We start from the raw sequence: 12830 nt of genomic DNA, 5'->3' as shown, positions 1-12830 counted from the left end.
GCGGCTGTGGCCCTTTGCGCGCTTCCCGGGGGGAGCTTTCGGGCCTTCGCATTCGTTCCCTACGCCGGCATGACCCGGATCAGGTTCAGTGGGTTGACGCGGTCGCGTCTCTCAGCCGGCTAAGGCACCCCAACGAATTTCGCGGAAAGATAGGAGCAAGTCCTGCAGGCGTCAAGATGGGCGTCAAGGCGGGGCAGTCCGCAGAGGGACGCCTGCCGTCATGAAGATCTGTTCGTCGTCACTCCTCCGGGTTAGGCTGACGTCCTGCGACCATGACGGACGCTGCGTGAGGCACGGCAATGCAGGCCGCCACCATGAACGAGGAGAACCACATGCCCGGCAGCGCAGTATCCGTGCACCCGGACGGCACCGCCCCTGACGCATCGTCCGCGCCCGCCGCGGCGAGGTTGCGGAACGCGGCGGTAGCCCCGGTCCTCGCCATGCTGGCGGGTGTGTTTTTCGGGGCAGGTCCCGTGGCGGCCGAAGGGCTGGCAACGCCCGCCGACGCCGTGCAACGGTTTGTCACGGCAACGGCTGCCGGCGATGCCGACGCGATTGCCGCCATGTACGACCCGAAGGCGCTGTTCATCGCTCCCGGGAGCGCGCCGATTGCCGGCCGCGACGCCATCCGGGCCATCTTCCAGCGGAACTTCTCGCTTGGCCGCAACCGTATCGCCTTCACCAAGGTGCAGACCGAAACGGGCGCCGACCGGGCCGCGACCTACTGGGAATGGTCGGCGCAGATCGACGGACAGGACGGCAGGCAGACAAGGTTGAACGGGCGCTCGCTGGTCTACTTCACCCGGCGGGACGACGGCTGGCTGATCAGCGCCGACATGATGCACGTCTCCCGCGCCAAATAGAGCGGGACGGCGTCAGCCGGCCAGTGCCTGTGGCCGGGCGCTGCCGCCGGAGACGATCCAGCGCAGGACGCGGACCCGGGGCGACCAGCGGCGGACCGTCGGCGGCAGGTCGAGCTCGATCTCGGCGCGGGTCAGCGCGTCCTCGACAAGCGCATCATGCAAGGGGCGAAAGGCAAGCGGCCAGGACAGGCGCGCCACCCCCGAGATGGTCATTTCCAGCCGATGGCGCAGCAGTGTGCGCCCCTCGCCAAGCGCTTCGATCTCCAGCCCGTGGCCGCCGGCAAAGCCGGCGGGGCGCAGGAAAGCGAACCAGACGGACCGGCCTGGCCGGTAGGCCTCGACCCGGTAGCCGATCGGGCCGTGGCCGCCGGTCGCGCCGACCTGCAAGGGACGGTCGAAGGCCATTTTCGGCCAGGCGCCGACCGGCCAGAGCCGGTCGCCGCGGGACGCCAGCGTGCCCAGCAGCGCGCCAAGCGCGTCCGGCTCCGCCCGATAGACCCGCTCGTGAATGTTGACGACCCGCATCCGTCTCTCCCCCCTTGAAGGACAGAGAATGCGCGCGGCGCAGAGCGACCGCAACCAGGAGGGGAGCGACGGGTCGTCGCAACCGACGGAGGCTGCGGGATCTCGGAAATAGCGTGCCGGCCGGACCGAAGGGCTCGCGGGGGAGCTTCTACATCGCCCAGCCGCCATCGATGGCGTAGGCTTGGCCGGTGGTGTAGGTGGCCCCGGCAAGGTGCACGGCAAGATCGGCGATTTCCTCCGGCGTGCCGAGCCGGCCGATCGGCTGGCGGGCAATGAAGGCGGCGCGCGCGGTGTCCAGATCGCCGCCGAGCGCGCGCATCCGGTCGGCAAGCGAGGGACTTTCCACCGTACCGGGGCAGATGGCGTTGCAGCGGATGCCCTGGCCGACATAGTCGGCGGCGACGGACTTGGTCAGGCCGATCACCGCCGCCTTGGTCAGCGTGTAGGCGCAGCGGCTGGGCACGCCCTTCATGCTGCTGGCGACGGAAGCCATGTTGATGATCGCGCCCTCGCCGCGCTCCAGCATGCCCGGCAGGACGGCGCGGATGGTGCGCACCATCGAGCGCACGTTGAGGTCGAGAGCAAAGTCCAGATCGGTGTCGGGCATCTCCAGGATCGAGCCGGCATGGACGAACCCGGCGCAATTGAACAGCACGTCGAAAGGCCCGCGCGCGGCGACGACGGCGGCGACGTCCGCATCATCCAGCACGTCGAGCCGGCAGGTCCCGATGCCTGCCGTCCCCTCCAACTCCCCCAGGCGCTCCGTGTTGATGTCCGTGGCCAGCACTTTTGCGCCCGCGGCCGCGAAAGCCAGCGCGCTGGCGCGTCCGATCCCTTGCGCCGCCGCTGTCACCAGCACCGTCTTGCCGTTCAGTTTTCCGCTCAAATCCCGTTCCTCCCGTGTTGTCGTGCCAGCGCTCCGCGTGGGCACCTCAGGCCTTTCTAGCCGTTGGCAAAGATCTCGCGATTTCTCGCGGCGTAGTCCCGCAACTCCCCGGTGACCGTGTCGATATGCGCGGTCATCGCATTCCGGGCGATGTCCGCATCGCCGCACTCCAGCCCGGCGACGATCGCCTCATGCTCGCGCAGCGTCGCGGTCAGGCGCCGTGTCGAGCCGACGAGGCGCCGGGCCCGGTCGAGCGACAGGCGCAACTTCTCCACCGTGCCGCGCAACCGCGGGTAGGAGAGCGCGTCGGCGAGCGCATCATGGAAGGCAAGGTCGAGCTCGTGGAAGCCGTCGCTGTCATCCGCCTCGATGGCGGTGCGCTGGTAGCGCAGGTTGCGGTGCAGGTCATCGAGGAGACCGGCATCCTTTCGCACCGCCAGCCGCGCGACGATCTCCGCCTCAAGCGCCCGGCGCATGAGCAGGTCCTCCTCCATGTCCGCCAGCCGGATATGGGAGACGCAGGACCCGCTTTGCGGGCGAATATCAACCAGGCCTTCGTTGCGGAGCTGGTTGAGGGCCTCGGAAACCGGGTAGCGCGACACGCCGAAGCGCAGCGCAAGCTCGCCCTTGTCGAGCGTCTCGCCGGGCCGCAGGCGAAGGGAGACGATCTCGCGGCGCAACGCATTGGCGATCAGCTCACCAACGTTGGTACGCGAGGCCCGCGTTTGCGGCGATCGTGTCCGGATCGTGGAATTCGGCATTGAATTCATACTAATATGTTAGTATACAGGCATGGGTTTGGGAACCGAAAAGTTGTGACGGAGGCGCGATTTGCGCCGGGAGGCCGTCACGGCGAATGCGGCGACGCATCGGTCCGGATCTCGTCAGAAAGGGAGGAAAACCTAGTGAAGAACCTCAAGCAAACGCTCATCGGAACCGTCGCGCTGCTCGCCTTCTCGGGCTCGGCCGCGATGGCCGAGACGGCCCTGAAATGGGCCCATGTCTACGAGCCGACCGAGCCGTACCACACCTGTGCCGTCGCCTCTTCGGACAAGCTGAAGGCGGCAACGGACGGCCGCTATTCGATCGAGGTCTTCCCGGCCTCGTCGCTGGGCAAGGAAGTCGACATCAACGAGGGCCTGAGCCTCGGCACCGTCGACATCATCTATACGGGCCAGCTGTTCGCCGGCCGCGCCTTCGGACCGATCGCCATCGGCGGCGCGCCGTTCATGTTCCGCGACTACGACCATTGGGACAAGTACCGCAACTCGGAGCTGTTCGAGGATCTGTCCAAGGGCTACCAGGACGCCACCAAGAACCACATCACGTCGGTGACCTATTACGGCGAGCGCCATGTCACCTCGAACGTGCCGATCGACAAGCCGGAGAACATGTCCGGCCTCAAGATCCGGGTGCCGAACGCGCCGCTCTACATGATGTTCCCGCGGGCGGTGGGCGCCAACCCGACGCCGATCGCCTTCGCCGAGGTCTATCTCGCCCTGCAGCAGGGCACGGTCGATGCGCAGGAGAACCCGCTTCCCACCATCCAGGCGAAGAAGTTCTACGAGGTGCAGAAGCACATCAACCTGACCGGCCACATCACCGACGCGCTGCTGACCATCGTCGGCGACCCGACCTGGCAGCAGATGGACGAGGCCGACCGGGCCGCGCTCGGCACGGTGCTCGACGAGGCGGCCGACTGCGCCACCCAGCAGATCATCGACAAGGAAAAGAGCCTTGTGCAGTGGTTCAAGGACGAGGGCGTCGATGTGCGCGACGTCGATCGCGGGCCGTTCCGCGAGGCAACGATGAAGCTGCATAACGGAGACGACGCCACCTGGGACCAGGCCACCTACGACAAGCTCCAGGCCATCAAGTAGGCCTTACCCGTCCGCATCCGCTTATTGCCGGACCGCCGCGCGGCTGCCCGACCAGGGCATCCGCGCGGCGGCATGGGAGGAGCCAATCATGGACATCAAGCAGCAAACGGACGGCGATGCCGACGCCGCGTCCGAAGACCTTTCCGACATTTCCTGGGGCGACGGCATCGTTCTCACCGTCTTCTGGACGCTTGCCTTCGTCGTCTTCCTGCAGTTCTTCACGCGTTATGTCCTCAACAACTCGCTCGGCTGGACGGAGGAGATCGCCCGCTTCCTGCTGATCGGCGTGACGTTCCTCGGATCGTTCATGGCGGTGCGCAAGGAAAGCCATATCGCCGTCGAGTTCTGCTACCGCTACCTCAGCCGGAGCGCCCGCTTCGCGCTGCAGATCACGGTCGACGTCATCTGCCTCGTCTTCTACGCAGTCGCCGGCTGGCTGAGCGTGCAGCTCGCCGGCAACACGCAGCAGATGATGGTCTCGATCGACGTCCCGAAATCGACGGTCTACTGGATCGTCGCCGCCTGCTTCGCCGTGATGTCGCTCTATGCGCTGCAAGTGCTCGCGCGCCACTGGCGTTCCGGCACAAGCCGCCTCGTCGATCCCGAGGACGCCGCCGTTCCCGGCCCCAATCTCTGAGAGGCCCGCATGCTGCTCGCGCTGCTCTTCGTGCTGTTGTTCCTGCTCATCGCCATGGGCGCTCCCGTCGCCATCGCGCTGGCCGGCTCGTCGGCCGTCTTCATCCTGCTCGACGGCCGGGTGCCCGACGTCATCGTCATCCACCGGATGATCAACGGCGTGGACTCCTTCCCGCTGCTGGCGGTTCCCTTCTTCATCCTTGCCGGCAACCTGATGAACACCGCCGGTATCACGGCAAGGATCTTCGACTTCGCCAAGGCCCTGGTCGGCTGGATGCGGGGCGGTCTCGGCCATGTCAATGTCGGCGCCTCGGTGATCTTCGCCGGCATGTCGGGCGCGGCCGTCGCCGATGCCGGCGGCCTCGGCGCCATCGAGATCAAGGCGATGCGCGACGCCAATTACGACCCGGGCTTCGCCGTCGGCGTGACCGCGGCCTCCTCGACCATCGGGCCGATCATTCCGCCGTCGCTGCCGATGGTGATCTACGGCGTCGTCGCCGGCGCCTCGATCGGCCAGCTGTTCGCCGCCGGCTTCATCCCCGGCCTGATCATGGCCGTGGCGCTGATGATCATGATCGCGATCTATGCGCGGCGGCGCGGCTATCCCCGTGACCAGGCGTTCAGCATCTCGGTGCTCGGCAGCTCGCTGATGCGCGCCGGACTGTCGCTGATGACGCCGGTGATCATCGTCGGCGGCATCCTGTCTGGCGCCTTCACGCCCACCGAGGCCGCAATCGCCGCCTGCGCCTGGGCCCTGTTCCTGGGACTTTTCGTCTACCGGACGCTGTCGCTGCGGCGTTTCCTGAGAGTGTCGTTCGACACGATCGAGACGACCGCCGTGGTGCTGTTCATCGTCGGGGCGGCGACGACCTTCGCCTGGATCCTGACCTCGCAGCGCGCGCCGGAACATTTCGCCTCGCTGATCCTGACGATCTCCGACAACCCGATCATCGTGCTGCTGCTGATCAACCTGATCCTGCTGATCGTCGGCTGCTTCATGGAAACGGTTGCGGCGATCACGATCCTGGTGCCGGTGCTGCTGCCGATCGCGCTGAAGATGAACATCGATCCGGTGCATTTCGGCGTCATCGTGGTGCTGAACCTGATGATCGGGCTTCTGACGCCGCCGATCGGCATGGTTCTCTACGTGCTGTCGCGGGTCGCCAAGCTGCCCTTCGAGCGTTGTGTCTCGGCGACCCTGCCGTTCCTGGTGCCGCTGTTCCTGGTGTTGATACTGGTGACCTTCGTGCCGGCCGTGACGATGTGGCTGCCGACGCTGATCTACCGCTGAGGCACGTGCGATCCCGGCGCATGTCCCAGCGTGCGCGGCCCCGGCACACTGCCTGCCGGGGCCGCGCGGCGCCCTTCTTCAGGCACCGTGTTCAGGGATGATGAAACACCGGCTCCATCGCCGCCCACCATTCGCCCTCAAGGCGGGTTGCAAGCGGCTCCTGCAGCGGGTCGCAGATCTTCCACCATTCGCGCATCGCGGGATCGAGCTTCATCCGCTCCATGTCCTGCGCGAAGTGCTCGCCGACATATTCCCAATAGGCGAAGAGCAGGTTCTCCGGCTCCTTCAGGAAGATCGAGTAGTTGCGAATGTTGGCGGCCGAGATGGCGGCCAGCACCTGCGGCCAGACGGCGGCATGAAGTTCGCGGTATCGCGCAACCACATCCGGCTTCAGGCCTATGCACATGCCCATTCTGGTCATCAACACCCTCCCCGTGCGGCGGGAACAACGCAAAAACAAGCGCGAAGACAGGCGCTTCGATCTTGACATTGCCTATTATTATATTAGTATTCTTAATTGATATTGCGTAACAATGCAACCAGACGCAGCCACTGCGGAAACATCGACGGCACAATGACGCGCGCTCTCAGACTTACCGATGCCGACAACATCATCGTGGCGATCGAGGCCATCAGCCCCGGCGAGATCGCGAGCGGGATCAGCGCGGCGCAACGGGTGCCGCGCGGCCACAAGATGGCCATCGAGCCGATCGTCCGGGATGCGGCCATCGTCAAATACGGACAGGTGATCGGCTTTGCCAGGGACGACATCGCGCCGGGCGATTGGGTCCACGAGCACAATGTCTACCTGCACGCCTTCGACCGGGACTACGATTTCGGTCGCGATGCCCGCCCGACCGCCTATGTGGCGCAGGACAAGCGGCGCAGCTTCCGGGGCTTCAAGCGCGCGAACGGCAAGTACGGCACCCGCAACTACATCGCCATCCTCACATCGGTGAACTGCTCGGCCAGCGCCTCGCGCTTCATCGCCGACCAGGTGACCCGCTCGGGCGTGCTCGACGACTATCCCAATGTCGACGGGGTCATCTCGCTGGTGCACGGCACCGGCTGCGGTCTCGATGTCGATGGCGAGGCATACGAGCTGCTCAAGCGCACCCAGTGGGGCTTCGCCACCAATCCCAATATCGGCGGCGTCTTGATGGTCGGCCTCGGCTGCGAGGCCTTCCAGATCCCGCGCTGGATGAATTCCTACGGCATCAAGGAAGACGCCACGTTCCGCACGCTGACGATCCAGGAGGTCGGCGGCACGCGCAAGACCGTCGAGGCCGGGGTCAAGGCGGTGCTGGAGATGCTGCCCGTCGCCAATGCGGCGACGCGCAGCGAGGCACCCGCCTCGGAACTGATTCTGGCGCTGCAATGCGGCGGCTCGGACGGCTATTCCGGCATCACCGCCAACCCGGCGCTCGGCATGGCGGTCGACCTGCTGGTGGCGGAAGGCGGCACGGCGATCCTCTCCGAAACACCGGAAATCTACGGCGCCGAACATCTCCTGATGCGCCGCGCGGAGCAGGCCGCCATCGGCGAGAAGCTGGCCGGACGGATCCGCTGGTGGGAGGAATACACCGCCCGCCACAACATGGAAATGAACAACAACCCGTCGCCGGGCAACAAGGCGGGCGGGCTCACCACCATCCTGGAAAAGTCCCTCGGCGCCGCCGCCAAGGGCGGCTCGACCAACCTGACCGGCGTCTTCGACTATGCCGAGGCGGTCGATGCGAGGGGTCTCGTCTTCATGGACACGCCCGGCTACGATCCGGTCTCCGCCACCGGTCAGGTCGCGGGCGGTGCCAACATCCTGTGCTTCACCACCGGGCGCGGCTCGGCCTTCGGCTGCAAGCCGACCCCCTCGATCAAGCTTGCCTCCAACTCCTATATCTACGGGCAGATGAACGAGGACATGGACATCAATTGCGGCGACATCCTCGACGGCGTCAGCCTCGCCGACAAGGGCGAGGAAATCCTGCAACGGGTTCTTGCAGTGGCCTCGGGCGAGCGGACCAAATCGGAAGCGCTCGGTTATGGCGACAGCGAGTTCGTGCCCTGGCAGGTCGGCGCAACAATGTAATTCCCCGCAGTCGCGAGGCCCGGCCGCACCGGACCGGGAGGCCCTCGCCTGCCGCGCCTGCTATTCGACCGCCTCCAGGGCGCTCCACAATTCATCGGGAATGTCGCGCTCGAACCAGTCGACGCTGGTCGCGACATCCTGTGGGCTTCGCGCGCCGACGAGGACGGAGGCGACCGCCGGGTTGCGCAACGGGAAACGGATCGCCGCCGCGCCGAGCGGCACCTCAAAGCGGGCGCAGATCGCGGCAAGCCTGTCGACCTTGCGCAGGATTTCAGGCGGGGCATCAGTATAGTTGAACTTGCGGTCGCCGCCGGTTGCCGACGCCAGAATTCCCGAATTGTAGACACCGCCCATGACGATCGCGACGTCGCGGGCCTTCGCCTTGTCGAGGAGCGCCGCCCCGCTGCGGTCGAGCAGCGTGTATCGGCCGGCGAGCAGGCAGCAATCGAGATCGGCCTCGTCCATGGCCGCGTCGATCGCCTCCGCCTCGTTGACGCCGAGCCCGAGCCCCTTGATCAGCCCGGCCGCACGCAGTTCCGCAAGCGCCCTGAAGCCGCCGGTCACAAGCGCGTCCCAATGGCCGTCATGCCGCTCGCCATGAGTGACGCGGCCAATGTCATGGACGAAGAGGAGGTCGATCTCCGGTCGGCCCATGCGCTGCTGGCTGTCGTCGAAGCTGCGCATGATGCCGTCATAGCCGTAGTCGAAGATCTCCTGGAACCGCAGGCCGTTGCGCCAACCGGAATCGAAGGGATTGGCGGGCACCGGCGGCGGCAGGTCGCGGCCGGGGCGCGCGCGCGCCATCAGCCGTCCCGCCTTGGTGCTGACCACGGCCTCGCCGCTGTCGCCGGCCTCCTCCCGCAGGAAATGGCCGAGAAGGTGCTCCGCCCGGCCCAGCCCGTACATGGGTGCCACGTCGAAATGACGAATACCCGCCTCCCAGGCGGCGGCGAGCGTGGCCAGTGCCTGCGACGCATCGGCGGACCGGTAGAGACCGCCAAAGGCGGCGCATCCCAGACCGAGCGCGGTCACCTCGAGGCCGGTTCTTTTCAATATCCTGCGATCGGAAACCTTCACGGCCTGTCTCTCTCCCCGGTCTGGTGATCTTGGCGTTTTGCGGCGCGGCAAACGCAATCCGCTGGACGACCAGCCGGCACGCGGATCAGGCGGGCGACGCGGCGCGGCTGTCGGGCTCGGTGTCGAGATAGGCCAGCGTGTTGCGCAGGGAGGTCTCCAGATGCTCGCGCAGGGCGGTCATGGCGCCTTCCTGGTCGCGGTTTGCCAGCGCCGCCAGGATGGCGCGATGCTGGGCGATGGTTTCCTGGGCGGCGCCCGGCGAGGGAATGGTGCGCAGACGGCAGCGGTCCATCTGCGCCTTGGAGACGTCGACCGCCTTCCACAGCATGCTGAGCCCGTTCACCTCGGCGATATAGCGATGCAGGTCGTCGTCGCGGGCAATCGCCTCGTCGTATCGCTCGCGCTTCACGGCAACTTCCTGGGCGTGGATGATGTCCTCCAGATCGTGGATCTGGGAGGGCTCGATGACCAGCGCCGCCCGCTTGATGCTCTCCAGCTCCAGCGCGATGCGGATGATATAGGCCTCCTCGACCTGCTTGCGGCTGATCGCGGAGACGAATGTGCCATGCTGGGCGAAAACCTCGATCAACCCCTCGTCGCTGACCTTCTTCACCGCCTCGCGAACCGGCGTGCGCGAGATGCCGAGCTTGTTGGCGATCTCGATCTCGTTGATCGGGGCGCCCGGCTCCAGCTTGCCGATGACGATCGCCTTGCGCACAAGGGCATAGACCTGGTCGCGCAGGGGAATGGTGCGGTTGAGCGTCACGCCGTCCAGGAACCCCGAGAGCTTGAGCTTGTCCGCCTCTTCCCGCATTTTCGCAGCCATGTTCCAAAACCCCACTTTGTCCGCGGCCGTCTTGACCGATTGACCTCGGATTGTCGCGAAAAATAGCATGCGTCAATCAAATCGCGGGCGTCATCCTTGTTCACTCTATTATTATACTAGTGTAACATAAAACGGCAATCCGCAATGCGTACGGGCCGCGAAGAGATGGCCGGCGGCGGCGCGGTCCTGCAACAGGAGGAAATTCCAAGGTGAACACGATTGATCTGGGCGGCCAGTCGGCTGTCATCACGGGCGGCGCGCAAGGGCTCGGACTGGCCTTCGCCCGGCGCATCCTGGCGTCCGGCGCCAAAGTCAGCCTCTGGGACATGAATGGCGACCGCCTGGCGGCGGCGTGCGCGGACCTGGGCAGCAGCGTCGAAAGCACCGTCGTCGACATCACGGACGCGGAGGCAGTCGTCGCCGCGCATCGCGAGACCGAGGCGCGCCTCGGCCCGGTTTCGATCCTCGTCAACTCGGCCGGCATCGCCGGTCCCAATCACCGGCTCGAGGATTATCCGCTGGAAGACTGGCGGCGTGTGGTCGACATCAACCTGAACGGCACGTTCCACGTCAACCGCGCCGTCGTCCCCTCGATGAAGGCCAAGGGCTACGGCCGCATCGTCAATGTCGCCTCGATCGCCGGCAAGGAGGGCAATCCCAACGCCTCCGCCTATTCCGCCTCCAAGGCGGCGGTGATCGGCCTGACCAAGTCGCTGGGCAAGGAGCTTGCCGGCCAGGACATCGCGGTCAATTGCGTGACGCCGGCGGCCGCGCGCACGCCGATCTTCGACCAGATGAGCCAGGAGCATATCGACTACATGCTCTCGAAGATCCCGCGCGGACGCTTCCTGGAGGTGGACGAGGCGGCCAACATGGTCGCCTGGCTCGTCTCGAAGGAAAACAGCTTCACCACAGGCGCCGTGTTCGACCTGTCGGGCGGACGCGCCACCTACTGACCCCCTTCTCGCTCCCCCTTCCCCATCTTCCCAACTTTTTCGGAGACATGACATGAAGCTTCTGCGCCATGGCGAGGCAGGCAACGAAAAACCCGGCATCCTCGATGCGGACGGCAAGATCCGCGACCTGTCCGGCGTGATCGGCGACGTGGGCGGCGAACACATCCACCCCGACGCGCTGGCGAAGCTTGCAGCGCTCGACACGGCGGCGCTGCCGCTTGTCGGCGGCAATCCGCGGCTCGGCCCTTGCGTCGCCGGCACCGGCAAGTTCATCTGCATCGGCCTCAACTACGCGGACCACGCGGCGGAATCGGGCATGCCCGTGCCGAGCGAGCCCGTCGTCTTCATGAAGGCGACGTCGGCCATCACCGGCCCCAATGACGACGTGCTGATCCCGCGCGGCTCGACCAGGACCGACTGGGAGGTCGAGCTCGGCGTCGTCATCGGCAAGACGGCGAAGTATGTGAGCGAGGCCGACGCGCTCGACCATGTCGCCGGCTATTGCGTTGCCCATGACGTGTCCGAGCGCGCCTTCCAGACGGAACGCCAGGGCCAGTGGACCAAGGGCAAGAGCTGCGACACGTTCGGGCCGCTCGGCCCCTGGCTGGTGACGCGCGACGAGATCGCCGACCCGCAGAACCTTGCCATGCGGCTCAGCGTCAACGGCGAGACGATGCAGGACGGCTCGACGAAGACGATGGTCTACGGCGTCGCATTCCTGGTCTCCTACCTGTCGCAATTCATGTCGCTGCAACCCGGCGATGTCATCTCCACCGGCACGCCTCCGGGCGTCGGCATGGGCATGAAGCCGCCGCGCTACCTGAAGGCGGGCGACGTGGTCGAACTGGAGATCGAGGGGCTGGGTTCCCAGAAGCAGTCCGTGCACGCCGACGCCTGAGGCATGCCGATGTCCTCCAGCCCGAAACCGAAGCTCTCCCCGGTCATCGACGCCCACCACCATTTCTGGCGGGTGGCGCGCGGCGACTATCACTGGATGACGGCGGAGACGGGAGCCCCGCTCCGCCGCGACTACCTGCCCGAAGACCTCGCCCCGCTGCTGCGCAGGGCCGGCGTCGACAGGACGGTGGTGGTGCAGGCCGCGCAAAGCGAGGCCGAGACGGACTTCCTCCTCGACCTCGCAGACGAGGCCGGTTTCGTCGCCGGGGTGGTCGGTTGGCTCGACATGGAGGACGCCGGTTTCGCCGGCAAGCTGGATCGGCTGATGGCGCGGCCGAAATTCGTCGGCCTGCGCCCGATGCTGCAGGACCTCGACGACGATGGCTATATCCTGCGGCCACGCGTCATGGACAATCTCGCCCGCATGGCCGAACGCGGGGTTGCCTTCGACGTGCTGGGTTTCCCCCGGCACCTTGCCAACGTCACACGCGCGCTGGAGGCCGTTCCGCAGCTCAAGGCCGTCGTCGACCACCTGTCGAAGCCGGCGATCGCGGCGCGGGAATTCGACGACTGGGCGAGGGAAATAGCGCGCCTCGCCGCCCTGCCCAATGTCCATTGCAAGCTCTCCGGGATGATCACCGAGGCCGACCACAAGACGTGGAGACCGGCAGACCTCGAACCCTATGTCGACCATGCCCTGAAGGTCTTCGGTACGCGGCGGCTGATGTTCGGAAGCGACTGGCCGGTCTGCCTGCTGGCCGGCAGCTATGCCGAGGTTCTCGGTGCCCTGCGCACGGTGCTCGACGACAAGCTTTCCGACGCCGAGCGTGCCGGGGTCTACGGCTCGAATGCCGCACGTTTCTACGGCCTGGAAGGATAGGTCACGCCGCAAGAGTGGAGACAGGTC

At 66.2% G+C, this 12830-nt stretch carries 14 protein-coding genes and 1 riboswitch; of the genes, 8 read left to right on the top strand and 6 right to left on the bottom strand.

Annotated features, from left to right (window positions below; all coding sequences use genetic code 11):
- Positions 1-39: 39 nt before the first annotated feature.
- Positions 40-142: riboswitch (TPP riboswitch) on the bottom strand.
- 157 nt (positions 143-299) lie between these two features.
- Positions 300-863 (top strand): YybH family protein, encoded by a 564-nt coding sequence (locus ACQY46_RS07410; RefSeq protein WP_428699617.1) that lies wholly within the window; start codon positions 300-302, stop codon positions 861-863.
- 12 nt (positions 864-875) lie between these two features.
- Here ACQY46_RS07410 and ACQY46_RS07405 read toward each other — a convergent pair whose 3' ends face one another.
- The 3 genes from ACQY46_RS07405 to ACQY46_RS07395 all read right to left on the bottom strand — a co-directional run bounded on the left by ACQY46_RS07405 (position 876) and on the right by ACQY46_RS07395 (position 3035).
- Positions 876-1388, bottom strand: a complete 513-nt coding sequence (locus tag ACQY46_RS07405; RefSeq protein WP_428699616.1) for a hypothetical protein — start codon at positions 1386-1388, stop codon at positions 876-878.
- A gap of 148 nt (positions 1389-1536) precedes the next feature.
- Positions 1537-2274, bottom strand: a complete 738-nt coding sequence (locus tag ACQY46_RS07400; protein ID WP_428699615.1) for an SDR family oxidoreductase — start codon at positions 2272-2274, stop codon at positions 1537-1539.
- A 56-nt stretch (positions 2275-2330) separates the two neighbouring features.
- The gene (locus ACQY46_RS07395) at positions 2331-3035 is read right to left on the bottom strand and encodes a GntR family transcriptional regulator (protein WP_428699614.1); all 705 of its coding nucleotides are present in this window, start codon (positions 3033-3035) and stop codon (positions 2331-2333) included.
- A gap of 144 nt (positions 3036-3179) precedes the next feature.
- Here ACQY46_RS07395 and ACQY46_RS07390 point away from each other — a divergent pair, with 144 nt between their 5' ends.
- The 3 genes from ACQY46_RS07390 (at position 3180) to ACQY46_RS07380 (ending at position 6081) form a co-directional block, all read left to right on the top strand.
- Positions 3180-4154 carry a sialic acid TRAP transporter substrate-binding protein SiaP gene (locus tag ACQY46_RS07390; RefSeq protein WP_428699613.1) on the top strand — a complete coding sequence of 325 codons (975 nt, stop codon included), beginning with the start codon at positions 3180-3182 and terminating at the stop codon, positions 4152-4154.
- A gap of 88 nt (positions 4155-4242) precedes the next feature.
- On the top strand, positions 4243-4791 hold the full coding sequence (locus tag ACQY46_RS07385; RefSeq protein ID WP_428699612.1) for a TRAP transporter small permease: 549 nt from the start codon (positions 4243-4245) through the stop codon (positions 4789-4791).
- 9 nt (positions 4792-4800) lie between these two features.
- A complete protein-coding gene (locus ACQY46_RS07380; RefSeq protein WP_428699611.1) occupies positions 4801-6081 on the top strand; it encodes a TRAP transporter large permease in 1281 nt (426 codons plus the stop codon).
- 91 nt (positions 6082-6172) lie between these two features.
- Here ACQY46_RS07380 and ACQY46_RS07375 read toward each other — a convergent pair whose 3' ends face one another.
- A complete protein-coding gene (locus tag ACQY46_RS07375) occupies positions 6173-6502 on the bottom strand; it encodes an L-rhamnose mutarotase (protein WP_428699610.1) in 330 nt (109 codons plus the stop codon).
- Between the two features lie 153 nt (positions 6503-6655).
- Here ACQY46_RS07375 and ACQY46_RS07370 point away from each other — a divergent pair, with 153 nt between their 5' ends.
- On the top strand, positions 6656-8167 hold the full coding sequence (locus ACQY46_RS07370; RefSeq protein WP_428699609.1) for a UxaA family hydrolase: 1512 nt from the start codon (positions 6656-6658) through the stop codon (positions 8165-8167).
- 60 nt (positions 8168-8227) lie between these two features.
- Here the strand turns inward: ACQY46_RS07370 and ACQY46_RS07365 are convergent, their stop codons facing one another.
- On the bottom strand, positions 8228-9244 hold the full coding sequence (locus ACQY46_RS07365) for an aldo/keto reductase (RefSeq protein ID WP_428699608.1): 1017 nt from the start codon (positions 9242-9244) through the stop codon (positions 8228-8230).
- Positions 9245-9329: 85 nt separating this feature from the next.
- On the bottom strand, positions 9330-10070 hold the full coding sequence (locus ACQY46_RS07360) for a GntR family transcriptional regulator (protein WP_428699607.1): 741 nt from the start codon (positions 10068-10070) through the stop codon (positions 9330-9332).
- A 209-nt stretch (positions 10071-10279) separates the two neighbouring features.
- On the opposite strand from ACQY46_RS07360, the gene ACQY46_RS07355 reads away from it, so the two are divergent.
- Genes ACQY46_RS07355 through ACQY46_RS07345 form a run of 3 tightly spaced genes read left to right on the top strand, consistent with a single transcriptional unit; the run spans position 10280 to position 12803 of the window.
- Complete coding sequence (locus ACQY46_RS07355; protein ID WP_428699606.1) at positions 10280-11026, top strand: SDR family NAD(P)-dependent oxidoreductase; 747 nt, start codon at positions 10280-10282, stop codon at positions 11024-11026.
- A gap of 52 nt (positions 11027-11078) precedes the next feature.
- The gene (locus ACQY46_RS07350) at positions 11079-11924 is read left to right on the top strand and encodes a fumarylacetoacetate hydrolase family protein (RefSeq protein WP_428699605.1); all 846 of its coding nucleotides are present in this window, start codon (positions 11079-11081) and stop codon (positions 11922-11924) included.
- A 9-nt stretch (positions 11925-11933) separates the two neighbouring features.
- Positions 11934-12803 carry an amidohydrolase family protein gene (locus tag ACQY46_RS07345; RefSeq protein WP_428699604.1) on the top strand — a complete coding sequence of 290 codons (870 nt, stop codon included), beginning with the start codon at positions 11934-11936 and terminating at the stop codon, positions 12801-12803.
- The last annotated feature ends 27 nt before the right edge of the window (positions 12804-12830 follow it).

The organism is Stappia sp. (assembly GCF_965276915.1).
GTDB lineage: Bacteria > Pseudomonadota > Alphaproteobacteria > Rhizobiales > Stappiaceae > Stappia.
The sequence above is the reverse complement of the archived record's forward strand: the minus strand, read 5'-3'. Positions and strand labels throughout refer to the sequence as shown.

What these genes read in the sequence shown, in the direction of transcription:
- ACQY46_RS07370 (WP_428699609.1), top strand. Translation starts at nt 6,656, where the DNA reads ATGACGCGCGCTCTCAGACTTACCGATGCCGACAACATCATCGTGGCG.
- ACQY46_RS07375 (WP_428699610.1), bottom strand. Translation starts at nt 6,502, where the DNA reads ATGACCAGAATGGGCATGTGCATAGGCCTGAAGCCGGATGTGGTTGCG.
- ACQY46_RS07405 (WP_428699616.1), bottom strand. Translation starts at nt 1,388, where the DNA reads ATGCGGGTCGTCAACATTCACGAGCGGGTCTATCGGGCGGAGCCGGAC.
- ACQY46_RS07380 (WP_428699611.1), top strand. Translation starts at nt 4,801, where the DNA reads ATGCTGCTCGCGCTGCTCTTCGTGCTGTTGTTCCTGCTCATCGCCATG.
- ACQY46_RS07350 (WP_428699605.1), top strand. Translation starts at nt 11,079, where the DNA reads ATGAAGCTTCTGCGCCATGGCGAGGCAGGCAACGAAAAACCCGGCATC.
- ACQY46_RS07345 (WP_428699604.1), top strand. Translation starts at nt 11,934, where the DNA reads ATGTCCTCCAGCCCGAAACCGAAGCTCTCCCCGGTCATCGACGCCCAC.
- ACQY46_RS07385 (WP_428699612.1), top strand. Translation starts at nt 4,243, where the DNA reads ATGGACATCAAGCAGCAAACGGACGGCGATGCCGACGCCGCGTCCGAA.
- ACQY46_RS07395 (WP_428699614.1), bottom strand. Translation starts at nt 3,035, where the DNA reads ATGCCGAATTCCACGATCCGGACACGATCGCCGCAAACGCGGGCCTCG.
- ACQY46_RS07410 (WP_428699617.1), top strand. Translation starts at nt 300, where the DNA reads ATGCAGGCCGCCACCATGAACGAGGAGAACCACATGCCCGGCAGCGCA.
- ACQY46_RS07360 (WP_428699607.1), bottom strand. Translation starts at nt 10,070, where the DNA reads ATGGCTGCGAAAATGCGGGAAGAGGCGGACAAGCTCAAGCTCTCGGGG.